At 50.2% G+C, this 26,831-nt stretch carries 2 protein-coding genes; both read left to right on the plus strand.

The features are described 5' to 3' along the window. A complete protein-coding gene (locus NYE62_RS08760) occupies positions 1-10,530 on the plus strand; it encodes an SDR family NAD(P)-dependent oxidoreductase (protein ID WP_342497373.1) in 10,530 nt (3,509 codons plus the stop codon). Next, a complete protein-coding gene (locus NYE62_RS08765) occupies positions 10,520-26,821 on the plus strand; it encodes an amino acid adenylation domain-containing protein (protein ID WP_342497374.1) in 16,302 nt (5,433 codons plus the stop codon). The genes NYE62_RS08760 and NYE62_RS08765 overlap by 11 nt, the downstream gene beginning before the upstream one ends. Positions 26,822-26,831 lie beyond the last annotated feature (10 nt).

The raw sequence follows: 26,831 nt of genomic DNA on the forward strand, positions 1-26,831 counted from the left end.
ATGATATCGGAAAAAATCAATATCTCACTGGATCATCCCATCATGAAGGGCCATATGGTCTTTGGTGAAGCGGTATTGCCCGGTCTTGCTTATATCGATTTGATTTATCAGGTTTTTCAGGAACACGGTTATGTATACAATGAGCTCGAATTGAAGCACGTTACGATTTATCAGCCTTTAACCGTCAGTGAAACGGCTGCAATCATTCTGACCATTCAATGTACTGATAGCGGAGATGGAAAGTGGCTCATCTCCCTTTCAGGGCAGAAACAGCAAGGTGACGAGCTGTCAGACAATATACAATATGCGACGGCTGAAATGGTGAAAAGAGACGCTGTGACATTTGACGAAACCATTGATTTCGGCGATGTGAAGCAGTCAGGCAGATCTCTGAATCTTGATGACATGTATAACCGCTGTCTGGATCATGACTTGGTTCATTCCGGCATGATGAAATCGAACGGACGATTGTACGAAACAGAAGGCGGCATGCTGGCTGAGCTTTCTTGCGAAGAAGGAAAAGATTTCTTTTTATTCCATCCGGCCCTTTTGGATGCGAGCGGAATCGGGGCGAGCGGTTTGCTTTCTGAAACAAACCGGCTTCATCTGCCTTTATATTATGAATCGTTCACGGCCGCCGACAGGCTGCAATCTGAGTGCACGGCGCGTATCGCCGCTTCCGGCGTCCGTCAGGAAAAAGAACTCACAACGATGACGATCGAGTACTTCAGCCGATCCGGACAAAAGGTGGCGGAGCTGAAAAACATTACGGGAAAAGCGGTTCGGCTCGAAGAAGACGCGAATACAGCCGAACAGAATCAACAGGCTGCAACTGAGCCGGAAAGCGCAGATGAAAAAGACATCATTCTGTTTTTAAAGAAGCTTTTGGCTGATAAGCTTGGGCAGCCTTGGGAGACGCTGGACGTTCTTGCAGGATACTACGAGCTTGGGCTGGATTCATCTTCTTTGCTTGAGATTGTACAGGATATCAGTAAAAAGACGGGTGCGGACCTCGCGCCCACTCTTCTCTTTGAATATACAAATATAAAAGAACTCGCAGCCTTTTTGAAAAAGACCGTTTCATTTGAATGTGCGGAACGTGCGGCCGAACCATCACGGTCTGAAGCTGAAGCACCGGACGCGCCAGAACATCATAAAAACACCGGAGACATCGCGATTATCGGAATGGCCGGCCGCTATCCGAAAGCGAAAAGTGTGGCGGAGTTTTGGGAAAACCTGAAGGCAGGCACGGATTGCATCACTGAAGTTCCGAAGTCCCGATGGGATTGGAAAACATATCAAAACGTAACGTCCCCGTCTGGAAAAACAGTATCAAAATGGGGCGGTTTCATTGACGATGCCGACTGCTTCGATCCGCAGTTTTTCAGAATCTCACCGCGTGAGGCGGAAACGATGGACCCGCAGGAGCGCCTGTTTTTAGAAACATGCTGGGAAACGATTGAAGATGCGGGGTATACGCCTGAAACGCTGGGAAATAAAGGGGAAAAACAGCATCTGATCGGCGTATTTGCAGGGGTGATGCATAAAGATTATTCCTTAATCGGCGCAGAACAATTATCTGAAACTGATCCTTTTCCGGTTTCACTGAATTATGCGCAGATTGCCAACAGAGTGTCCTATTATTGTGACTTCCACGGGCCGAGCATCGCGGTGGATACCGTTTGTTCCTCATCATTGACCGCCGTTCATCTGGCCATTGAAAGCATCCGCCGCGGCGAATGTGAGGCCGCGCTTGCGGGAGGGGTGAACTTGTCGCTGCACCCGGCGAAATATCTCAGCTACGGAAGCGTGGGCATGCACTCAAGTGACGGCCGCTGCCGTACATTCGGCGAGGGCGGGGACGGCTACGTTTCCGGAGAAGGAGTCGGTGCGGTCTTGCTCAAGCCGCTGGAAAAAGCCGAACAAGACGGTGACCGCATTTACGCGGTCATTAAAGGAAGCGCCGTTAACCACGTCGGAAAAGTAAGCGGAATTACCGTCCCGAGTCCTGCTGCACAGGCAGAAGTCATTAAGGCCTGTCTGAAAAAAGCAGGTATCAGCCCGCGGACCGTCAGTTATGTGGAAGCCCATGGCACGGGTACTTCGTTAGGAGACCCGATTGAAATTGAAGGTCTGTCAAAAGCGTTCAGTCAAGGGACGCAGGATCAGCAATTTTGTTCCATCGGTTCGGTCAAATCAAATATCGGCCACGCAGAATCAGCGGCGGGGATCAGCGGGTTAACAAAAGCGGCGCTGCAGCTTCATCACAAAACGCTTGTCAAATCACTGCATTCTGCGGAATTAAATCCTTACCTGAAATTTGAGGAATCTCCTTTTTACGTACAGCAGCAGACTGCTCCGTGGAAGCAGCCGGCAGCCGAAGAAAACGGTAAAGTCACACATTATCCGCGCAGGGCCGGGCTCAGTTCCTTCGGTGCATCAGGTTCGAATGCCCATATCATTTTAGAAGAATACATTCAGCCTGAACAAAAAGCGCCTGCACCTGAGAACGATGCAGCAAAACTCATCCCGCTGTCAGCAAGAAATAAAGACAGGCTTCTGGCCTATGCGGAAAAACTAGCCCGATCGCTTTCAGAAAAGACGGTGCTGTCTGAACTGGCTTATACTCTTCAGACAGGACGTGAAGCAATGGAGGAAAGAGCTGTCTTCCTTGTAAATGACACCCGCGACTTGAAAGAAAAGCTGAATGATTTCGTAAAAGGAAACGAAAACATCCCCGGTCTTTGGCGCGGACAAGCCGAGCTGCCGGAACTGAGCGAAGCCGCTCCCGAGACGGACGATCCGAAACGGCTTGCCGCGTTATGGGCAGAAGGGAAAATAATAGATTGGAATAAGCTGTACGCTTCGGGTAAACCGCGTAAAACAAGCGTTCCGACTTATCCGTTTGCAAAAGAACGCTATTGGATTCCGCAGCAGAAAAAACAGGAGAAAAGCCTGTCAGGCCTGCATCCGCTTTTACAAGAAAATACGTCAGATTTTTCGCAGCAGCGCTTCACGTCTCTTTTTACTGGAGATGAATTTTTCCTATCTGACCATGTCGTCAACGGGCAAAAAATACTGCCGGGCGTCGCCTATTTGGAAATGGCCAGAGAGGCGGTCAAAAAGGCCGCTGCCGTGACGGAAAAAGGCCAAAGCGTCACACTCAGGCAGGTTGTTTGGGTCCGGCCGGTCATGGTTGAAGACAAACCGAAGGAAATACATATTGCCCTTTACCCAGAAGATAATGGTGAGATTACCTATGAAATATACAGTGAGGCAGAAAACGGCGAAGATCCGGTTATTCACAGCCAGGGTGAAGCGGTCATTACCGAACCGGGAAGCGCCCAGATTGATATCGAGTCTGTCAAAACTTCCTGCAATTTAGGAATTGTGACTGCGGAAGAATGTTACGGTGCTTTTGAGAAGATCGGTCTGGATTACGGAGAGGCATACAGGGGCGTACAGCAATTGCTGATCGGAGAAGACCGATTATTGGCCCGTATTTCACTCCCAGCAGCCGTACATGACAAAAAAGAACAGTATACGCTTCACCCGAGTATGATGGACGCCGCTTTTCACGCTTCCGTCGGTCTGCTTGTCCGCTCAATACATGATGATGCAGACAGCCACGAGCTTTCTTTGCCGTTTGCGATGCAGGAAGTGGAAGTGTTCGGGCCGTGTCCTGAACATATCTGGTCATATATCCGGTACACAGAAGGCAGCAAAGCAGATGACAACGTAAGAAAATTTGACATTGATATGTGCGATGATGCCGGTACGGTTTATGTCCGGATGAAAGGCGCGTCCGTCCGGGCGCTTGACACAAGCCAAACAGCGGGCGGAGAAACCTCGGAGGCGCCTGTCGGCCATACGATGCTGATTCCGGCTTGGGAGCCTGTTGCGCTTGAAAAAGTCGGGGAAGCAGCGGCGGATAAGCAGACGGCAGTATTCGGCGGAACGGATTCGAGACATACGCGCATAAAAGAACATCTGCCGAACGCTTCCTATTATCCGATCAGAGGTACGGATGATATCACATCTCTTACGCACATGCTTGAAGGACAAAAAGAACTGGAGCAAATCATTTGGCTTGCTCCGCAGGCTGAGAGTGCTGACAGCCTCAAGGAACAGGAAAGAAACGTTCTTCATGTGTTCAAGCTGATGAAAGCATTACTTGCCTTAGGGTACGGAGAAAAACGTTTGGACTGGTGCATCGTCACAGCAAATGCCCAGCCGTTTTCGGATCAAGACAGCGCCGACCCGTCACAAGCCGCAGTCAGCGGACTTGCCGGAACAATGGCGAAAGAATATCCGCATTGGCATATCCGCATGATTGACACAGAAACGGACGGCAGTTGGCCGATCGAAGAGGCGCTCAGTCTTTCTGCCGGGAAAAACGGTCAAATTTGGGCGTACCGCAATCAGCAGCTGTTTGAGCGGCAGCTGATACCGCTTGACAATATGCCGAAAAACGGCACGCTGTACCAAACAGGCGGGGTTTATGCCGTGATCGGAGGCGCGGGGTATCTTGGCGAGGCATGGAGTGAATACATGATCCGCCGCTACAAAGCACGCATCATTTGGATCGGAAGAAGCACACTGAATGATTCCATACAGGCGAAACTCGACCGGCTCAGCGCATTCGGCCCGGCGCCTGAATATGTTTCCGCCGATGCCGCCGACAGTGCTTCCTTAGAGAGGGCTTATCAGTTCATAAAAGAGCGCCACACAAAAATGAACGGAATCATCCACTCGGCAATGGATCTGTCTGAGCAAAGCTTAAATAATATGAAGACAGAAGAGTTCAAATCGGTGCTGCGGGCAAAAGCCGATGTAAGTGTGTCCATGGCGGAGGTATTTGGACGGGAGCCGCTTGACTTTGCGCTCTTCTTCTCCTCGCTTGTGGCATTTATCCATAACGTGAAACAAAGCCATTATGCCGCGGGATGCGCTTTCAGTGACGCATTTGCGAAGGAACTTGATCAGACATGGAATTGTCCGGTCAAAGTGATGAATTGGGGCTATTGGGGCAACAGCGAAGCGGCTGAAGACGGGGATTTTATTCAGCTGATGGATCAGATCGGATTGGGATTGATCGAACCGGACGCTGCAATGGAGGCGCTTGAAACCCTTATGACGCTGCCGGTTGATCAGGCGGCTTTCATTCATACGACAAAACCGGTCGCAGTCGAAGGGATGAATGAAAGAGAAAAGATTTCCGTTTATCCGCCTCAGCCGCTTGTCTTTTCACAACAGCCGAAGGTCGCTCCGCCCGGCGCACGTCTTGTTAGAGAGGCTGAACATCAGGAGCTCGATGATTTTCTGTATCAGCTGTTGATCGCCCAGCTTAAAGAAGCAGACTTGCTGACGCCGCAAAGCCTTAAAGCGTATGAGCCCGAACATGAATACTTTAAAAAATGGCTCAATCAAACGATCGCTTTCCTTCTGGAACATGGCTATCTGGAAGGGAATGCGGATTCATATAAACTGTCGGCGCGAGCCGAAAACACAACCGCCTCGCTATGGCAAAAATGGGAGCGGGAAAAAGAGGAATGGCTCAATAACGCCGATACAAAAGCGATGACTGTTTTAGCCGAGACGATGCTTAAAGCACTGCCGGACATTCTGCGCGAAGACGTGCCGGCGACAGATATCATGTTCCCGCACTCTTCAATGGAACTTGTTGAAGGAATTTATAAGCACAATCAAGTCGCGGATTACTTTAACAGCGCCCTGTCAGATACATTAACGGCTTATGTGAAAGAAAACATCAGTAAACATTCAAAAGCCGAGATCCGCATACTGGAAATCGGAGCGGGCACAGGCGGCACAAGCGCAGGCATATTTGAAAAGCTTAGGCCGTATCAAAACCATATAAAAGAATACTGTTACACCGATGTATCAAAAGCTTTTCTCGTGCATGCGGAGACGGAATACGGCAAACGGAATCCTTATCTGACGTATAAGCTTTTTAACGCAGAAGCGCCGCTTGCCGGCCAAGACATAGAGCCGGGCGCATACGACATCGTCGTTGCGGCCAATGTGCTCCACGCGACGAAAGACATCCGCCAGACGCTGAGAAATGCCAAAGCCGTTTTAAAAGACAACGGTTTGCTGCTCTTAAATGAAATGGCGGGAAACAGCCTGTTCCCGCATATTACTTTCGGACTGCTTGAAGGCTGGTGGCTGCATGAAGATTCTGCCCTTCGTATTCCGGGGTGCCCGGGCTTGTATCCGGAAAGCTGGAAGCGCGTGTTAGAAAGTGAAGGCTGGCATTCTGTCTTCTTCCCGGCAGAAGCGGCACATGAATTAAGCCATCAGATTATAGCGGCAAAAAGCAACGGCATTGTTCGCCAAAAAACGTTTAAAGCAGAGGCCGGAAAACGGACCGCTCCGCCAAAAGCAGCACATGCGCCGGAACTTCAGGCGCAAACAACGGTGCAAAAAGGCGACACGTCTTTAACAGAAAAAAGCACCGAGTACTTGAAAACGTTAATCGGAGAAACATTAAAAATTCCGCCGGCTCAAATTGATCCGAAAGCGCCGCTTGAAAAATACGGAATTGATTCTATCGTCGTCGTACAGCTGACAAACGCGTTACGAAATGTATTGGACCAAGTCAGCAGCACTTTATTTTTTGAATATCAGACGATTGAGGCGCTCGTCGCTCACTTAATCAAGACGAAAAAAGACGCGATGATCAAACTGACGGGACAAACGCCTGTTCAGGAAGAACGGAAGGCATCACCAGAACCGCAGGCTGTACAGCCGGCTAAGCCGCTTCGCACTGACTGGCGGCGGAGGGAAAAACGGGCAGCCAAAGAGACCGTCCGGCAAAGTTCGGTTCGCGACGTGGCCATCATCGGTGTTTCAGGACGCTACCCGCAGGCAAAAACAGCGGCTGAGCTTTGGGCTAATATTAAAAAAGGAAAAAACTGCATAGAAGAAATCCCGCGGGAACGCTGGAACTGGCAGGATTACTACGATGAAGAGAAAGGTAAAGAAGGCTCTATTTATACGAAATGGGGCGGCTTCATTGAGGATATGGACAAGTTTGATCCGCTGTTCTTTCAGATTTCTCCTTTGGAAGCGGAGCGAATGGACCCGCAGGAGCGATTATTTTTAGAAACGGCGTATGCGAGTATCGAGGATGCCGGCTATACGCCTGACAACCTGTGCCAAAGCAGAAAAATCGGTGTTTTTGCCGGCGCGATGAACAAAAACTACCCGACAGGCTACGGCTATTGGTCCATTGCCAACAGGGTATCTTACCTTTTTGATTTCCAAGGGCCGAGCATTGCCGTTGATACAGCCTGCTCTTCTTCTTTGACGGCCATTCATCTGGCGCTTGAGAGCATATACAGCGGTTCAAGCGAATGTGCGATTGCCGGGGGCGTAAACATAGTGACCGACCCGATCCATTATATGAATCTGTCAGTCATGAACATGCTTTCCGCAGGCGACACGTGCAAATCGTTCGGAGACCGCGCGGATGGTTTTGTCGACGGAGAAGGGGTAGGAGCGGTCGTATTAAAGCCGTTGGACCGAGCGATTGCCGACAACGATCACATTTACGGTGTGATTAAAGGAAGCACTATTAACAGCGGAGGCAAAACGAACGGATACACCGTTCCGAATCCGAATGCGCAGGCCGCCTTAATAAAAGAAACTTTCGAAAGGGCAAACGTCCCGGCGCGCACCGTCAGTTATATTGAAGCCCACGGTACGGGGACCGCATTAGGAGATCCGATTGAAATCGCCGGATTAACGAAAGCATTTGAAGAGGATACAACAGATAAACAGTTTTGCGCCATCGGCTCCGCAAAATCAAATATCGGTCATTGTGAAAGCGCCGCGGGCATTGCGGGTCTGACAAAAATACTATTCCAGCTCAAAGACCGCCAAATTGCGCCGTCCCTGCACGCGGAACAGCTGAATCCGAATATTGATTTCGCGTATACGCCGTTTGCCGTTCAGCAGGAGCTCGGTGAGTGGAAACGTCCCGTCATCGGCGGCAAAGAGCTTCCGAGAAGGGCGGGGTTAAGCAGCTTCGGCGCGGGAGGAGCAAACGCCCACCTCGTCATAGAAGAATATACGGCAGACAAAGAGCCTGATGAGATGCCGGCAGATCAGCCCGCCATCATCGTCCTGTCCGCGAAAAACAGCGAACGGCTCACTGAAAAAGCAAAACAGCTCAGAGACGCCATCCGTGAAAAAAGATACAGCGGCAGCGACCTTATGAGCATAGCCTTTACTCTTCAGACGGGCCGGGTGCCGATGGAAGAGCGTCTCGGTTTTATCGTCCATTCACTTCATGAACTTGAGGAAAAACTGAATGGATTTATCGCCGGACAAAACAGCGCCGGACTGCACCGTGACGGCACGGAAGAAAACAAACGGATGCTTGCCGTATTTTCGGCGGATGATGATATGGAAACAATCATAGACGCTTGGATCAGCAAACGGAAATATTCTAAGCTGCTTGAGCTTTGGGTAAAAGGATTGGACATCGATTGGGCGAAATTATACGGAGACCGTCCTCCGGCCCGCATCAGCCTGCCTGCTTATCCGTTTGCGAAAGAACGCTTCTGGCATCAGCAGCCTGTACAAAGCAAGGCCGCGCCCGTTAACGCGCCGTCTGATGAAAGTGATCCGGCGGAACAATTTGAAGTAATGGCTTTTAGAGAAGTTCTTAAAGAACAGGTTCTGCCGGCTGCCGGAGAAAAGAAAATCAAAACGGTGATTTCTTTCTTATCTGATCAGAAGAAGCAGCAGGAAGCCGTCTCTGTGATCAAATCGTATGACAATGACATTGACGTTATTTTTATCGCTCAGGGAGACCGATATGAGGCTCTGTCCGCCGGCCGCTGCCAAGTGGTGCGGGAAGATCCGCAATCATATGTGAACGCTTTTGCGGATATTCAAAAAGAGTACGGTGAAGCTTCTGCCATTTTGTATTTATGGGCGCTTGAAGATAAAAGCTGCATCGAAGATTATTCATGTATCGTCCATATTCTCAAAGCAATGGCTGAGACCGGTCTGCAGCCGGAAAGGCTGTTATTGGCGGGGGAATATGCATCCGGTCTGGAAAGGTGCTACTTGGAATCATGGATCGGCTTTGAGCGTTCGCTCGGCATTGTTCTCCCGAAAACAAGTGTTACCGGCCACTTCAGAAAAGCCGGTGCGGCCATAACGGACTGGATGAGAACCATTTGGGACGAGCTGAAAGCTGAAACATACCAAACCGTTTTCTTGGAAGAGGGAAAACGATATGTCTATCACACCGAACCAACCGGACTAACGAAAGAAAACAGCAGGATCAGAACCGGCGGAACATATCTCATTACAGGCGGATTAGGAGGGCTCGGCTGCTTATTTGCCCGCCATCTCGCCCGGAACTACCAGGCAAATGTCATTCTCACGGGGCGGTCGCCGATCAATGAAGAAAAGAAAGAAAAAATGAAAGACCTGGAAAATCTCGGCGCGGGTGTTCTTTACGCCGAAGCCGATGTTTGTGATCCGATCGGAATGGGCGACTGCATCAAGCGCGCGAAAGAACGATTCGGAGCCATTCACGGCGTCATTCATGCGGCGGGCATCGAAAGCAGAACATCCGTCTTTGAAAATGAAATCGGGGATTTCCGCAGTACGCTTGAACCAAAAATAAACGGAAGCCTGCTTCTTGACGAGTGGCTGAAAAACGAAACGCCGGATTTCATCTGCTACTTTTCATCCACATCGGCTGTTTTAGGAGATTTCGGCTGCTGTGATTACGCGGTCGCGAACAGGTTCCAAATGGCGTATGCCCACTATAAAAACGAACAATCAGAAAGCGGAAACGCTTTTGTCATCAACTGGCCGGTCTGGAAAAACGGCGGAATGGCCGTCGGCGGTGAAGAGACGACGGGCATGTACCTGAAATCAAGCGGCCAGCGCCTGTTAGAAACAGATGAAGGCATTGAGCTGTTTGAGCGCATCATTTCTCAAGACAACACCCAGTGCCTTGTCATTGCCGGCGAAAGAAGCCGTGCCGAACGATTTTTAGGCATACGGCGGGACGATTCATCAAAACCGGATGCGCTTTTGGAAACCGTGAGCCGCCACATCCCGGAAGAAAGCGCAGAAAAACGGCTCGAAGCGGATTTGAAAGAGCTGATACACAGTCTGCTGAAAATATCCAAAGATAAACTCGTCCTGCATAAAAACTGGGCGGAATTCGGATTTGATTCCATCTATTTAGCCAAATTTGCCGCTCTTTTGACGAGTCATTACGGCATTGAAGTCACTCCGGCGTTATTTTACAGCTATGCCACGCTCGGAGACGTCATCAGCTATTACCTGACAGAACATAAAGAAACGATCGAAACGTTTTACCGAACGGAAGAAACCGAAACAGAAGCCGCCGCTCCGGATAACAAGGAGTATACGGATCAGGAGATCATCGCCATGATGAAACAGGTCTCTGAGGGGACATTAGATTTTAAAAGAGTGCAAGACATCATAGAAGGGAGTAAGACCTATGAATCATAAAGAACTTCTCGATGCCTACAGATCAGGAACGCTCACCATCGCTGAAGTAGAACAAAAGCTTCAGGCTTTCAAGCGGACAACTGCAAAACGTCCGCTTTCTGAAGGCCAGAAAGGTTTGTGGATGCTTCAGAAAATGTTTCCGGAGATGAGCGCATATAACATTCCGTTATGCTTTCGTTTTCAAAAGCTGGATATCGAGACATTCAAAAACGCCCTTTTGTCCGTGCAGCACCAGCACCCTATTTTGACCAGTGTGATAAAAGAGGAAAACGGCCTTCCGTATCAGATAGAAGATACGGATCGGCATTTTCCGATTGAAGAAATGGATCTTTCTGAATTAAGCGGGCGTGACGCTCTTTCGTTTATTAAAGAAAAAGCAAAAGAACCGTTCTCGCTTGAAACCGGGCCGCTCCTGCGTGTTCAAGTATTCCGGCGGGCGAAGCGGGAGCCGATTGTGTTAATCACCATTCACCATATCATTTTTGACGGCGTCTCTCTTATGACGTTTATGTCGGCGCTGCTGGACGCTTATGCAAAAGCAAGTGAAGGCAAAGAACCTGTCATGCTTCAGCAGTCCGCAGATTATCATGACTTTGTGAAATGGGAAAAAGAGCTGCTGGAAAGCGAAGCGGGAAAAACGCATCTCTCTTATTGGAAAAAGCAGCTGGAAGGACCGCTGCCGGTGCTTGAGCTTCCGTCGGATTATCCGAGATCATCGGTTCAAACTTGCAGGGGGCAGGCGTATCAGCGCTTGCTTCCTGATGAACTGAACCGGCAGATTAAAGTTTGCGCCCAAAAACATAATGTCAATGAATCCGTTGTGTATCTCGCTATTTTCAAAGGGCTGCTTTATCAATATACGAATCAGGAAGATGTCATCGTCGGCATGCCGACGATGGGGCGTTCTGAGGCTCAATTTGAGTCTGTCATCGGATACTTTATTAATATGATCGCGGTCAGGAGCAGGGAGACGGGCGCCAAATCTTTTACGGCGTTTTTGAAGGAGCTGCAGCTGACACTGGCAGAAGGGCTGGACCATGCCGCGTATCCGTTTCCCGCGCTTGTCAAAGAATTGAAGACGGAACGCTCGCCTGCGGTGTCGCCTGTTTTTCAAACCGCGTTTTTCTATCAAAACTTCTTCCGGACAGAAGGAGCGGAAAAGCTGGCGGAACTATATCAATCACTCGGCATTGAAATGATAGAAGACATTCATCAGGAAGGCGAATTTGAGCTTGCGCTTGAAGTCTATAAAAAAGAAACGGGAACCGTCCTGCAATTTCTGTACAATCCGGATGTCTACAGCCCTTCTTTCATCGAACGAATGGCGGAGCATTATATGAAACTGGCAGAAAAGGTGCTTTCTGATCCGGAGATCGCTTTTGAAGCCTGTTCCGGCCTGCTCAATCAAAAACGGGATGAAAGCCGTTCATCCCATCAGCCAAATGAGCGCTGCATTCATGAAGTGTTTGCGGAAAAAGCCGGACGCCACCCTGACAGAGAAGCCGTCACATTCGGTGAAAACAGTCTTACATATCGCGAATTAGATGAACGAAGCACGGCGCTCGCTGTGTACCTGCAAGAAAAGGGCGTCACACCGGAATGCCCGGTCGGCATTTGTACGGAGCGTTCTTTTGAGATGGTCATCGGCATCCTCGCCATTTTAAAAGCGGGAGGCGCGTATGTACCGCTGGACCCGGCTTTTCCAAACGAACGGATGGCGCACGTGTTGACTGACAGCGGCGTGTCAATCGTATTAACGCAGGAAAAGACGCGCGGCATGATTGAACAGTTGGCCATCGGCGGTGTGAGCACGGTGGAAATTGAAAACAGCGGACGTTCTGTCAGCGGGGCAAAACTGACGCCGCGTTCAAAACCGCATCATCTCGCTTATATTCTATATACGTCCGGAAGCACGGGAAAACCGAAAGGCGTCATGGTTGAGCACAGGGCCATCATGAATACGCTGCAGTTTTTGGAAGCTGAGTACCCGGTCGATCAAGAGGATGCCTATCTGTTAAAAACGAATTACGTATTTGACGTTTCGATTTCTGAATTATTCGGCTGGTTTATTGGAAACGGACGGCTTGTCATTTTGCCGCCTGGTGCAGAAAAAAATCCGCAGCTTTGCATGGAACATATCCAAACCCACCAGGTCACGCATCTGAATTTTGCGCCCGCCGTGTTTAATGTATTTCTGGAAACGGTAAAGCGGCATACGGCATTTACAGAAGACGGCCCTGTGAAATATGTGATGGTGGCCGGTGAGGCGTTTCCGAAAGATTTAGTCAAAAAGTCAGTTTCCACCTTCAAACATGCCAGAATTGAAAACATATACGGCCCGACGGAAACATCCATTTATGCCGCTTACTACAGCTGCGGCCAAAAGGAAATTACAAGCAGGAATACGCCGATCGGGAAACCGATTCACAATACGCGGCTTTATATCGTCGATGAAAAGCTCAGCCCCGTCCCTGACGGTGTGGCCGGGGAGCTTTGCGTGGCCGGCGCCGGTCTGGCCAGAGGTTATTACAATCAGCCTGAGCTGACGGCGGCATCATTTATTGATAATCCGTTTAGTGAAGGAGAAAAACTTTACAAAACAGGTGATTTGGCCAGATGGCTGCCTGACGGAAATATAGAATATGCCGGCCGGATTGACAGTCAGGTGAAAATTCGCGGCTTCCGCATCGAATTGGGAGCGATTGAAACGAAATTGAGCGAACATCCGGATATCCTTGACCAGGCGGTTGTGGTTCAGGAAAAGAACGGACATAAAAAGCTGATTGCTTATTATACGGCCCGCTCCGGTCATACGGCAGACGAAAAAGCGCTCCGCAACCATCTTTTATCGAGTCTGCCGGATTATATGGCGCCTGCCCATTTTATCCGTCTGGATGCGCTGCCGTTAACACCGAGCGGAAAAGTGAACCGCAAAGACCTAAAACAGCGCAAGGTAATCGTTCACCGGTCTGAAAAGACGGGCAGACTGCCGTTATCAGAAGCGGAAGCGAAAGTGACCGCAATATGGGAAGACCTGCTGAATACGGCGGGCATCAAAATCGAAGACGGCTTTTTCGATGTGGGAGGCGACTCGCTTCTGGCTGTTGCGGCGGCAGAACGCATTAAACAGGAGCTTGAATGCGATTTTACCGTCACCGATTTATTCGAACACTCTACCATTCAGGCGATCAGCCGATTTATTGTTGAAACAAAACAGGCGGCTCAATCAGTGGCGCCCGGCCAAGATGAGAGAGAAAGAGAACAAACACCGCAAAACGGGGTGCCGTCTTACTTTGATGACAGTATGGCGATAGTGGGGATCTCCTGCCAGTTCCCCGGCGCGAAAAATCATCATGAGTTTTGGAAGCAGTTAAGAGAAGGAAAGGAAAGCGTCCGGTTCTACTCGGAAGAAGAACTTCGGGAAGCCGGCGTGCCTGAAGATTTGATCGAAAATCCCGACTATGTGCCGGCATTATCGACGATAGAAGGAAAAGATCTCTTTGACCCTGAGTTCTTTCACATTTCTCCGAAAGACGCAGAATTTATGGATCCTCAGCTTCGGCTTCTGCTGCTTCATTCTTGGAAAGCCGTCGAGGATGCGGGATATGTATCGAAAGAGATTCCGAAGACAAGCGTATATATGTCGGCAAGCAATAATTCGTATCGGTCGCTTTTGCCGGAAAAAACGACAGAAGGCCATGAATCTCCCGACGGCTATGTGTCATGGGTGTTAGCGCAGAGCGGTACGATTCCGACGATGGTTTCCCATAAGCTCGGATTAAAAGGGCCAAGCTATTTCGTTCATTCCAATTGCTCATCATCATTAGTCGGTCTTTATTCAGCCTACAAAAGCATAACGAGCGGAGAATCGGAATACGCGCTCGTCGGCGGAGCAACTCTGCATGCAGCGACCGGTATCGGCTATGTGCACCAAAACGGATTGAATTTTTCAAGCGACGGGCATGTCAAAGCATTTGACGCTTCAGCCGACGGTATGGCGGGCGGAGAAGGAGCGGCCGTCATTCTGCTGAAAAAGGCGTCACAAGCCGTTCAGGACGGAGATCACATATACGCCATGCTCAGAGGCATCGGTCTGAACAATGACGGAGCGGATAAAGTCGGTTTTTACGCACCAAGTGTAAAAGGTCAGACTGACGTCATCCAGCATGTTTTAGACAGCACGAATATTCACCCGGAGACGATTTCCTATATCGAAGCGCACGGCACAGGAACGACATTGGGTGATCCGATTGAAATGTCCGCGCTGCAGCAAGTGTATAAACGTTACACGGACCGGGAGCAGTATTGCGGGATCGGTTCCGTAAAAACGAATATCGGACATTTGGATACAGCAGCAGGTCTGGCCGGGTGCATCAAAGTCGCCATGAGTTTATATCATCGGGAGCTGGCGCCTACCATTAATTACACGTCACCGAATCCGAATATCAAATTCTGCGGTTCGCCGTTTTATGTGGCGGATAAGAGAAAACCGCTGCCGGAGAGGGAGACGCCGCACCGCGCAGCGTTAAGCTCATTCGGACTCGGAGGAACAAACGCACACGCCATTTTTGAACAGTATGAAAACAAAACGATCAGCGGATCAAATGACGGACAGCCGCCTTATATCGTTCCGCTGTCAGCGAGAAATAAGCAGCGTCTTACTGCCTATGCATCTTGTTTATCCGGCTTTCTGGATGAAGCCGAAAACGATGTTTCCTTGCATGATCTGGCATTTACGTATCAGACCGGACGTGAAGCGATGGAAGAGAGGGCCGTTTTTATCAGTCATGATCGTCACGATTTGAAGCGTCAGCTGCAGGATTTCATCAACGGCAATGACCAAAACATCTTACGGGGCGAAAAAGTGAGAAGCAGAGAAGTGTCAGCTCAGGAGATGGAAGAGCTTGCGGCATGTCAGACACGGGATGAAAAGCTGAAAGCACTCGCGGCGCTCTGGGTTGAAGGAGCGCGTGTCGATTGGGGCTTATTGTATCCGGATTCCGCGCCGCAAAGAATCAGTGCGCCGACCTACCCGTTCGCAGAAGAGCGCTTCTGGCCGGAGGAAACTGTGAAGCAAACGGATACCAAGCTTTTGCATCCGCTGGTACATCAGAATACATCCGTCTTGCAGGAGCAGCGGTTCAGTTCGGAATTCACGGGAAAAGAGTATTTTATTGCCGAGCATATCATTAAAGGAATGGCGATCGTGCCGGCTGCCGTTACCCTTGAGATGGCACGGGCCGCGGCGGAGAAAAGCATCGGCGGGGCAACAGAGGAATCTCTGGGCCTGCGCTTAAAGAATATTGTATGGGTCCGTCCGGTGATAGCCGATCAGGAGGCTGTCCGTGTCCATATCGGACTTTATGAAGAAGAGGACGGACAGATTCAATACAGAATGTACGGGGGTAACGATTCTATCGGTGAAGAAGCTCCTCTTTATAATCAGGGCATCGCTGAAATCATCCGGAAGGAACCGGAGGAAGCGGCGGATATTGAGCAGCTGAAGCGCCGGTGCACACAGGGAACAATCGAATCTCAAGCGTTTTACAAAGGAATGATCGGTGCTGATTACGGGCCGGGTTACAAAGGGGTGCAGCTTGTATACAAAGGCGAAGACCGGCTGCTTGCTAAATTGAAGCTTCCTGAATCCGTCTCTCATACAAAAGCTGATTATATCCTTCATCCGAGTATGATGGACGGTGCGCTTCAGGCCGCCGAATATTTGCAAAACGTGACGAGAGCGCTGCTTGCAGAAAGCGGGGAACCATTCAAAGCCGCATTGCCGTTTGCTTTAGAGGAGCTGGACGTTCTGAATCCGTGCGCTGATGATATGTGGGTGCACGTCACATTCAGTGCGAACAATAAAGCCGGCGATCCTATCCAAAAAGCCGATATTGATTTATATGACAATAACGGCGGGCTTTGTGTGCGGATGAGAGGTTTCTCAACACGGATCATGGAAGAAAACGCGGGTGCCGGCGTTTCGGTCAACCGTACGGACACATTGCTCGCTGAACCGGTCTGGAAAGAGCAGCCGGAACCGGCCGATCACAAGCCTTCATATGAAGAGCATATCATTTTCCTTTGTGAGTACGATGAAGCCGTAAAACAAGCTGTCGAAGCAAAGCTTGAACATGCAAGCGTCATTATCTTGGACGAGCGTCCCGCATCTATTGCAGAGCGGTATCATTCTTATGCGGGCCAGCTGTTTGACCATATCAAAACCATAATGAAAAGCAAGCCGAAGGGCCGCGTTCTTTTTCAGGCTGTTACGCGGTCAGCAGGCTTACAGCGGGTGTTCTCAGGCATTACCGGCCTCTTCAAAACCGCATGCCTTGAACATTCCAAGCTGATTTGTCAAATGATCGAAGCCGAGGAGAAAGAAAGTGCTGAAGGCATAGCGGAAAAAGCGTCCGAAAACCGTATGCATGCCGTAAGCGTCCATGTGAAATATGAAAACGGCAAGCGCTTTGCCGCTGATTGGGAAGAGATGGATATTTCTCAAGCGGAGCCGGACATTCCGTGGAAAGACGAAGGCGTTTATCTCATTACAGGAGGTGCGGGAGGTTTAGGTCTGATCTTTGCAAAAGAGATCGCAAACCGTACAAAAGACGCCGTCATCATACTAACCGGCCGGTCCGCTCTCAGAGAAAAGCAGAAAGACATGCTGGAAACAGTACGTGCTGCCGGCGCTTCTGTTTTCTACGAGCAGACCGATGTCACGGACGAAGCAGAAGTATACCGATTGATCCGCAATATCTGCAAACGGCATGGCAAGCTGGACGGGATTGTTCACAGTGCCGGCATTATAAAAGACAACTACATGGTGAAGAAGACGGCAGAGGAATACCAACACGTTCTCGCTCCGAAAGTGAAGGGCCTTGTGTATCTTGATGAAGCGTCACAACATGAGAAATTAGATGTCTTTATTGTCTTTTCATCCTTATCAGGTGTGCTTGGAAGCGTCGGCCAGGCTGATTATGCGTCTGCAAATGTCTTTATGGAGATGTATGCCGAGTACCGCCGTTCTTTACAAGCCGCGGGACAAAGATACGGAAAGACGCTTTCTGTCAGCTGGCCGTTATGGAAAGAAGGCGGAATGCAGGCAGGAAAGCAGACGGAAGATACGCTGATGCAGGAGGCGGGAATCGCACCGCTCGGCACAGATGCCGGCATCAAGGCTTTATATCAAGGCTTGATGAGCGGGACAGCCCGGATGACGGTTGTTGAAGGAGATGTGAAACACATGAAAGCAAAACTGTTCCGCAAAGAGAATGATCATCCGGAAGCAGAGACCGGCGTACGTCATGACATTGATGCTGACAGCCTGCTTGAAAAAGTGAAGCATCTGTTAAAACAGCAGACGGCCTCACTGTTAAAAGTAAACATTGACAAAATTGATCCTCATGAAGAAATGACAAAATACGGGCTGGATTCCATCTCGATGACTGAGTTTACGAACCAGTTAAACAAAACGTACCGGCTTACGTTAACGCCGACGATTTTCTTTGATCATCCGACAATCCATGAATTTGCTGTTCATTTAATCAGTGAATACGAAGAGGAATTTGCCGGACGGTTTGCGGTAAATACAAAAACGGTTCAATCGGCAAGACCGGTAAAAGAGACTCAAATCACGCGCCCGGCCGTTAAGCGGCGCCGCACTCTGCCTGAGACACTTCCGCAGACAGTGCAGCGGGACCAAGGGCAGGAACCGATTGCAATCGTAGGCATCAGCGGGATTTTCCCGATGGCAGAAGACATTGAAGCTTTCTGGCAGAACCTGAAAGAAGGCAAAGACTGCATGACCGAGATTCCGAAAGACCGCTGGGACTGGCGGGACTATTACGGGGATCCCGCAAAAGAAGCCAATAAAACAAACGTCAACCAAGGCGGGTTTATTGACGGAATTGCTGAATTTGATCCGTTATTTTTCGGGATTTCACCCCGGGAAGCGGAGCAAATGGACCCTCAGCAGCGCCTCTTGCTGACGTACGCGTGGAAAGCGATCGAAGATGCCGGATATGCGTCAAAGAGTCTCTCAGGCACAAAGACAGGTGTGTTTATCGGGACCGGAAATACCGGCTACGGTTCTCTTTTAGCCAATGCCGATGCGGAAATTGAAGGGTCATCCGCGGCGAATACAAGTCCGTCTGTCGGACCGAACCGTGTCAGCTATACGCTCAATCTTCACGGGCCGAGCGAGCCGATTGATACCGCCTGCTCAAGCTCACTCGTTGCCATACATCATGCCGTTTCTTCAATTGAAGAAGGAACGTGCGACATGGCTTTGGCGGGAGGAATCAATACGATTGTTCTTCCGGATGTGTATATCAGTTTTGACAAAGCGGGCGCGCTGAGTAAAGAAGGAAGATGCAAAACGTTCTCTGATCAGGCTGACGGTTTTGCCCATGGTGAAGGAGCCGGTCTCTTTTTCCTCAAAAAGCTGAAAGCCGCTGAGGCGGATGGGGACCATATTTATGGCGTCATTAAAGGAAGCGCGGTGAATCACGGCGGCCGCGCGGCATCTTTAACAACGCCTAACCCGAAACAACAGGCGGAAGTCATTAAAGCCGCATACAAAAAAGCGGGCATTGATCCGAAAACAGTCTCTTATATCGAAGCGCACGGCACCGGAACAGAACTGGGAGATCCCGTTGAAATTAACGGCCTGAAACAAGCGTTCAGCTCGTTTGCAGACGGAAAAGAGAAAGCGGCCGGCTATTGCGGCTTAGGGTCGGTCAAAACGAATATCGGCCATTTATCCCTTGCCGCGGGAGCAGCGGGCATTATTAAAATTTTGCTGCAGATGAAGCATCGGACACTAGTAAAAAGTCTCCACTGTGAGACGGTAAATCCCTACATTCAGCTTGAAGACAGCCCGTTTTATCTGGTGCGGGAGACAATGGAATGGAAGACGCAGACGGACGAACGCGGAAACGAACAGCCTCGCCGCGCGGGCATCAGCTCATTCGGCATCGGAGGCGTGAATGCCCACGTCGTCATCGAAGAATACATTCCAGAAGACAGAGAGGAAGCAGATGATTTTCATATCGACCCATGTCTTTTCGTTCTGTCCGCCAAAAATGAAAAACGCCTGAAAGAGCAGGCAAAACAGCTGAAACGTGCGCTTACTGAAAAACGGTACGATCAATCCTCCCTCGTTTCTATGGCATATACCCTCCAAATCGGAAGGGACGCCATGGAAGAACGCCTGGCGGTTATTGCCGGATCTGCAGAAGAACTGCAGGAAAAACTGTCACAGTTTATCACTGGAGATAAGCACGCGGACTTGTACAGAGGAAGAATAGACAAAGGCACGCTGAAAATGCTGACGGAAGATGAAGAAATTCAAGAAGCCGTTGAAAAATGGATGGCACGCGGCAAATACGCGAAGCTGCTTGAATTATGGGTCAAAGGGCTGAACGTCGATTGGGCGAAGCTGTATGGAGACCGGCCGCCTAAACGCATGAGCCTGCCATCGTATCCTTTTGCAAAAGACCGCTATTGGGCGGCAAAAAGCACCGGAAAACACGAAAAAACAAGCACTGTATCTGCGGGAAAACAAGACGCGCTTCATCCGCTTCTGCACAGAAATACTTCAAACCTTGCAGAACAGCGGTTCAGTTCAATCTATACAGGAAAAGAATTTTACCTTGCGGACCATGTTGTAAAAGGCGTGCCGATTTTACCAGGAGTGGCACATCTTGAAATGGCGCGCGCAGCAATGGAACAGGCATCTGAAGTTCCGGCCGGACAAGGAAGCGTCAAGCTTAAGAATACGGTTTGGGTGCGGCCGATCACCATTGAAGACGAGCCGGTTCATGTCAACATCCGTCTCATTCCTGAAACGGCAAATGACGTTCAATTCGACATTTACAGCGGCCGGGAAACAGATCAGCCGTCCGTTTACAGCCAAGGGGCAGTATCAGTCCGCCCTGACGCCGAGGCTCCGGTCATTGATCTCCAAAAGCTGAGATCACAATCCGCCGAGACACCGTTTTCTGCAGATGAAGTGTACGATATGTACCGCAAAATCGGTTTTGATTACGGCCCGGCTTTCCGGGGTGTCAAAGCGATTTATACAGGTGATGATTTCGTATTGGGCAGACTGTCACTTGATGCGGCTTGTGCGGACACGGTACAGGAGTATGTCATGCATCCGGGCTTAATGGACTCTGCATTGCAGGCATCAAGCATATTAACCGGAACAAATGATGAAAAACTGATGCTTCCGTTTGCGGTTCAGGAGCTTGAAGTATTCAGCGCATGCGCTGCTGAGATGTGGGTTTACGCCAGACTTTCTGAAGACCACAAAGCCGGCCAGATTGAAAAACGCGATCTTGATATTTGTGATGAAAACGGCAAGGTTTGCGTAAGGCTGAAAGGTTTGTCATTCAGAACGGCTGAAAAAGAACCTGAGAAAAAAGAAAAAGCTCCGGAAACGCTCATGCTTGAGCCGGTATGGACCCGAAGCGATGAAACCGCCGTTCAAACGGAACCGGTTTTTGCCCGGCATATCGTGTTGCTTTGTGACACAGACGCCGGATTGAAACAAGCCGTTGAAGCCGCGGGAGCTGAATGTATTGAAATGACCTCCCGGCACGGGAAAGCGGCGGCGCGCTTCCGTGATTATACAGGACGGATATTGGAGACGCTGCAAAAACTGCTGAAGGAAGAGACGGATGGAGACGTCCTCATCCAGACGGTTCTCTCTAAAACAGATAAGCATCAGCTGTTCTCAGGCATTTCAGCTTTGTTAAAAACAGCCGGCCTGGAACATAAAAAACTGAAAACCCAGCTGATTGAAATAGGACCGGCGGAAAACGGCAGAATCACAGACATCATCAGAGAAAATAAAACACGGGCTGATGACAGCCATATCAAATATGAAAACGGCATCCGATACAGCGCAGATGTCAAAGAAACGGCCGTGTCCGGCGGCAAAATACGCATTCCGTGGAACGACGGAGGCATATATCTCATTACCGGAGGAGCCGGGGGCTTAGGCTTTATTTTCGCGAAAGAAATCGCCCGCAAAGTCAAAGAGCCGACACTGGTTTTGACAGGCCGTTCCGCATTAAGCGAGAATCAGCGGATGCAGCTGCAATCGCTTGAATCACTCGGAGCAAAAGCGGAATACAAGCAGGCTGACGTAACAAACGCTCAAACTGCGGCAGACCTGGTCAAAACGATTGAGACGGAATATGGCGGCCTTCACGGCATCATTCATAGCGCGGGTGTGATGAAAGATCAGTATATCGCAAAGAAAACAACCGAAGAGCTTTACAGTGTATTGGCTCCTAAAACGGACGGATTTGTCAACCTTGATGAAGCAACCGAGCATTTAGCGCTGGACTTTTTCATCGTTTTCTCATCCATTTCCGGCGTCACCGGGAATGCGGGACAGGCGGATTATGCGGCGGCAAACGCATTTATGGACAGCTATGCGGCATACCGCAACGCACTGGTTACCGCAATGTACCGCCACGGTCACACATTGTCGGTCAATTGGCCGCTTTGGAAAAACGGCGGAATGCAAGTCAATGAAGAAATGGCGAAGCTCACCGAAAAAAGAACCGGTGTAACGCCGATGCGCACTGAGACCGGAATAGAAGCTCTTTACAAAGCATGGAGCATGGGGAAAACAAGCGTGCTCGTCATGGAAGGAAACCGCGCCGTAATGCGGGAAAAGCTGCTTCAAAAGACTCCTGCAGCCGCTTTTGCACCGGTTAAGAAAACGGATGAAACGCCTGCGCCGAAAGACCTGACGGCAAAACTTCAGGAATTGCTGGCAAACGAGGTTTCCGGGCTTCTGAAAATAAACATTGAAGAAATCGATATCGAATTGGAGTTTAATCAATACGGATTTGATTCCATTACGCTGACGGAATTCGCCAACAAGCTGAATGACACTTATCAGCTTGATCTGACACCGACCGTATTTTTTGAATATGCGACGATTCAAGCCTTGGCGCATCATTTAGCAGAAGACTATCAAACACAATTTGCCGGCAGCACACAGCCGAAAGAAGAAAAACAAAGCGGTGTATCAGATGATGGCGGCATCAGACTGGCGGGGAACAAACGATTTGCAAAAACTGCCGTACAGCCTGTTCAGACGGCGGCTGAACATAAACCGGAACCGATCGCCATTGTCGGCATGAGCGGAGTGTTTCCTAAGGCCGCAAATATTGATGAGTATTGGCGCAACTTAGAAGAGGGAAAAGACTGTATAACAGAGGTGCCGGCGGATCGCTGGGACTGGCGTGAGTATTACGGTGACCCGCTTAATGAAGCCAACAAAACTAATGTAAAGTGGGGCGGATTTATTGACGGAGTTGCGGATTTTGATCCACTGTTCTTCGGAATTTCACCGCTGGAAGCCGAACAGATGGATCCCCAGCAGCGCTTGTTAATGATGTATGCGTGGAAGGCGATAGAAGATGCGGGATATTCCGCTAAAAGCCTTTCCGGCACGAAAACAGGCCTGTATATCGGCACGGGGAATACCGGATACGGCTCACTGTTTTCCGACCTGGATATCGGCGGTGCGTCAGCCGCAAATATGAGTCCGTCAGCGGGGCCGAACCGCGTCAGCTATATGCTTAATCTGCACGGGCCGAGTGAACCGATCGACACGGCTTGTTCCAGCTCGCTGGTCGCGATTCATCACGCCGTATGCGCCATTGAAAACGGGAACTGCGATATGGCGATCGCCGGCGGCGTGAATACCGTCGTCACACCGCAAGGCCACATCGCTTATGACAAAGCGGGTGCGCTGAGCAAAGAAGGGAAATGTAAAACATTCTCCGACAGGGCGGACGGATTTGCCGTCAGTGAAGGTGCCGGAATTCTGTTTTTGAAAAAGCTATCAGAAGCGGAAAAAGCGGGCGATCATATCTACGGTGTCATTAAAGGCAGCGCGGTCAATCACGGCGGACGTGCGAACTCCTTGACGACGCCGAATCCGAAAGCCCAGGCGGAAGTCGTCAGAACGGCTTATGACAAAGCAGGCGTTGATCCGAGAACAGTCACTTATATTGAAGCGCACGGAACCGGAACGGAGCTTGGCGATCCGGTCGAAATCAACGGCCTGAAATCCGCCTTTCAAAAGCTGTACGAAAAAACAGGCGATCCCGCCGTTTACGCGAGTCACTGCGGTCTGGGATCGGCCAAAACCAATATCGGCCACCTGTCACTGGCAGCCGGTGTCGCGGGTGTGATCAAAGTGCTGATGCAGATGAAGCATAAAACACTTGCAAAAAGCCTCCACAGCGAGGTCATCAACCCGTATATCAAGCTGAAAGACAGTCCGTTTTACATCGTACAGGAAAAAAGAGAATGGACGGCATTGAAAGACGAAAACGGCAATCATCTGCCGCGCCGTGCGGGAATCAGTTCTTTCGGCATCGGCGGCGTAAACGCCCATGTCGTCATTGAAGAATATATCCCGAAGGTAGAAAGAAAAACAGCTGTTTTCACACACCCTCAAATCTTTGTGCTGTCGGCCAAAGAAGAAGAGCGTCTGCAGGAACAGGCGCAGCAGCTGGCGCAAGCTTCTTTTACGGATGCGGATCTTGCCGATGTTGCTTACACGCTTCAGCAGGGGCGTGATGCGATGGAAGAAAGAGCGGCCATTATCGCTTCCTCGGCCGAAGAACTGTGGGACAAGCTAAAGAGCTGTGCGAAAGGACGTTATGATATAGCGGGTATTTATAAAGGAAAAGCGGGTAAAACCTCCCTGAAATCCATTCTGGCAGGTGCAAACGGCGAGGCGGATATCGAAGAGCTGATAAGCCGCCGAGAGAATGACAAGCTTGCGGAATTATGGGTGCAGGGCGCGGATATCAAATGGGACGGCCTATATTCTGATATCAAGCCTCAACGGATGAGTCTTCCTGCTTACCCGTTTGCGAAAGAGCGGTACTGGATCACGGACAATCGGCCGAAAGCAGAGAAACCGCAAGCTGTGCCGACGTCGCGGGTGCTGCACCCGCTGCTTCACGAAAATGTATCAGATTTAACAGAGCAGCGGTACCGATCCGAATTTACGGGACAAGAGACGATTTTCACCGATCATCTTATTAAAGGCAAGCCGGTTATGCCGGGCGTTGCCTACTTGGAAATGGCTAGGGCGGCGGTTGCTCAGGCAGTCAAAGGGCAAAAGGAACGTCCTTCTGTCACCCGCCTGAAAAACATCGTTTGGGTTCGGCCGATCGAAGCGGGACACCGCCCGATTGAAGCGCAGATCAGCCTGAACCCGAGGGGAAACGGTGAAATCGTGTATGACATTTACACGGATTCACAAACAGAAGCAAGCGGCAGGCAGATACACTGTCAGGGCGCTGCCGGCATTCTCAGCGCCAGGGAGGCTCCGCACCGTGATATAGGCGCACTGAAAGCTCAATGCGGCCTCAGTATACTGACTTCTGAACAGTGTTACGACTTATTCAGCAAAATCGGCATTGACTACGGTCCCGGACAACAAGGAATTCAGCAGATTCATATCGGAAGCAATCAAGCATTGGCTGAGCTCCGGCTGCCTTCCTTCCTCGAAGAAACGGCAGATCAATACGTTCTTCACCCGTGTATGCTTGATTCAGCTTTGCAAGCGACAATCGGTCTGAAGCTGCACGCAGATGATAACCAGCTGTCACTGCCGTTCGCCCTTGAAGAACTGGACATTTTCAGTCCATGCACGACAAGCATGTGGGCGTATGTCAGCTCCCGGGGAACGGATGAAAAAATACAGCGTATGGACATTGACTTATGCGATGAGACCGGCCGGGTCTGTGTCAAAATTAAAGGGATTTCTTCCAGAATGATGGAAGGCCCCGCGCCGGAAACATCATTAAATGGAGCAAACCTTCTGGCTCCGGTGTGGGATCTCGCGGAATTCCGTGATCAAAGCCCGGCATATAAGACGGAAGAGGTTGTCTTTATCGCGGGGGATGAGGAAAGCGCGGCTTTTCAATTGCATCATCCTTCTGCGAAACGGCTTCATATCAACCCGGAGGATAAAATAGAGGCTGTTGCGGCTGAACTGAAAGCAACAGGGTCTTTCGGGCATATCGTATGGATCGCTCCTTTTCACAGCGCTGATGACATGGTAAAAGCTCAGGATGCGGGCGTCATCCAGATGTACAGAGTGATTAAGGCCATGCTTGCTTTAGGATATGGAGGCAAGCGAATCAGCTTGACTGCAGTCACAATAAAAACACAGTCCGTACAGCCGGCGGACATTATTGATCCGGCTCATGCAGGCATTCACGGGTTGGTCGGCTCGCTCGCAAAAGAGTATCCGAACTGGCAAACAAGGCTGATTGATGCCGGCTGTCCGGAAGATGTTTCAAAGGCGGAGCTGTTCTCAGCGCCGTTTGATGAGCAAGGCAATACTTGGGCGTACCGGAACAATCACTGGTACAAACAGCGCCTCATTCCTGTACAGCAGCCGGTGTCAAGCCGGCCCGCTTACCAAAAAGGCGGCGTTTATGTCGTCATCGGCGGCGCGGGGGGCATCGGCGAGGCATGGAGCGAATATGCCGTGAAAACATATCAGGCGCGAGTCGTTTGGATCGGCAGACGAAAACATAACAGCGCCATTCAGGAAAAAATCGACAGACTCAGCCAATTCGGCCCGGCGCCGATTTATATTGAAGCTGACGCGGCAAATCCGAATGAGCTCACACAGGCGTATGAAACGATCAAACGCACGCACCCGCAAATTAACGGAATCATCCATTCCGCAATTGTTTTAGAGGATCAGAGCCTGGCAAATATGCCGGAAAGCCGTTTGAAAAGCGTGCTCGCTGCGAAAGTCAATGTCAGCGTGAATATGGCCCGCGTGTTCCAAAATGAGCCGCTGGACTTTGCTTTGTTCTTCTCATCTGTTCAATCATTTGCACGAGCGGCCGGACAAAGCAATTATGCTGCCGGATGCAGTTTCAAAGATGCCTTTGCCGCTCATTTGGCTCAAGTTCGGCCGTGTTCGGCGGCAGTGATGAATTGGAGCTACTGGGGCAGTGTCGGAATCGTATCATCTGCCGACTATCAAGAACGGATGAAACAGGCGGGAGTCGGATCAATTGAAGCGCCGGAAGCAATGGCGGCGCTTGAACGATTGCTCGGCGGCCCGTTGAATCAGTTCGTCATGATGAAACAGGCGGAAGAGCCGGAGGAAAAACCGGAAGAAATGATAGAAGTATACCCTGAACATCACGGCTCGGCGATGCAAAAACTGCGAAGCTATCAGCCTAAAGTAACAAGACATGTACAACAATTGAGTTAAGGAGGGGACG

The sequence above is a fragment of the Bacillus sp. FSL K6-2861 genome, assembly GCF_038630725.1.
Taxonomy (GTDB): Bacteria; Bacillota; Bacilli; order Bacillales; family Bacillaceae; genus Bacillus; species Bacillus velezensis.